The following is a 1,202-nucleotide window of genomic DNA, read 5'->3' as shown; positions in this document are numbered from 1 at the left end:
GGCAATGCTGATTAAGTCCTCCGATTCGTGAGGAGAAGCGTTATTTGAAGAATCACGAGCGCAGCAAGAGATGAACAATGAAGCAGATGACGTTGGCAGCGGGTGCAGATCAAGGGGCGGGATTCGAGCAATACCGTAAGCCAACGCGACGTGAGGCATTTCTGGCGACGATGGAGACGATCGTGCCGTGGGCGGCGTTGTGCGCGGTGATCGAGCCGTACTATCCGAAGGCGGGCAACGGCCGGCCCCCCATTGGCCTGGAGCGGATGCTGCGCATCCACTTTTTGCAGCACTGGTTCAACCTAGCGGATCTGGCCTGCGAAGAGGCGCTGTATGACAGCGCCAGCCTGCGCCGCTTCGTCGGGATTGACCTGGGTCGTGAACCGGTGCCGGATGCCACCACGCTGCTGAAGTTTCGCCGCCTGTTGGAAAAGCACCAGCTTGCGGAGCACTTATTCGCTGAGGTGGGCCGGATCCTGCAAGCCAGCGGCGTGAAACTGAAAACCGGCACCATTGTGGATGCCACGATCATCGGTGCCCCCAGCTCGACGAAGAATGAAGAGAAGGCGCGCGACCCCGAGATGCACCAGACCCGGAAAGGACAGCAGTGGTACTTTGGCATGAAATTACACATTGGCGTGGACAGCCAGAGTGGGTTGGCCCATTCGGCAGTCGTGACGCCGGCCAATGTCCACGACAAGCATGCGCTGCCCCAGTTACTGCATGGGCAGGAACAGCGTGTCTATGGTGATAGTGCCTACGCCAGTCAGCAGGAGCTGATCGCATCGAAAGCTCCCCACGCCAAGGACTTCACCAATCAGCGTACTCGCAAGAACGGCCAGATTGACGAGGTGCAACGCGGGAAGAACCGAAACAAATCGAAGATCCGTGCCCGGGTCGAACATGTCTTTGCCGTGGTCAAGCGCCTGTGGGGCTTCACCAAAGTCCGCTACCGCGGCCTGAAAAAGAATGCCGGCCGGGCCTTCACGGCCCTGGCGCTGGCCAATCTTTACCTGAGCCGAGGACATCTGATGGGGGCAGTCCGCCCATAAAGGGCGAATGCGGGGCGAGCGCCTCGCCGACACACCCCGCTGGGGGGCGCGGCAAGCCAAAATCTCGTCATCAGAGCCAATTTTCCTGACCGAGCACGTTGTTATCCGCCTGAACGCCTCAATTCACCCGGCTTGTTCAGCGTAGCCTTA

The 1,202-nt window shown here is 59.7% G+C and carries 1 protein-coding gene; it reads left to right on the top strand.

What is annotated here, in order from left to right:
- The first annotated feature begins 77 nt into the window (after positions 1-77).
- Complete coding sequence (locus ACYP5B_RS04910; protein WP_459568781.1) at positions 78-1,052, top strand: IS5 family transposase; 975 nt, start codon at positions 78-80, stop codon at positions 1,050-1,052.
- Positions 1,053-1,202 lie beyond the last annotated feature (150 nt).

The organism is Cupriavidus sp. 8B (assembly GCF_054589115.1).
Note: the sequence above shows the minus strand (reverse complement) of the source record. Positions and strands in the feature narration are given on the sequence as shown.

Bases quoted from the DNA above. Each gene is read 5' to 3' on its own strand.
- ACYP5B_RS04910 (WP_459568781.1), top strand. From the start codon at position 78: ATGAAGCAGATGACGTTGGCAGCGGGTGCAGATCAAGGGGCGGGATTC.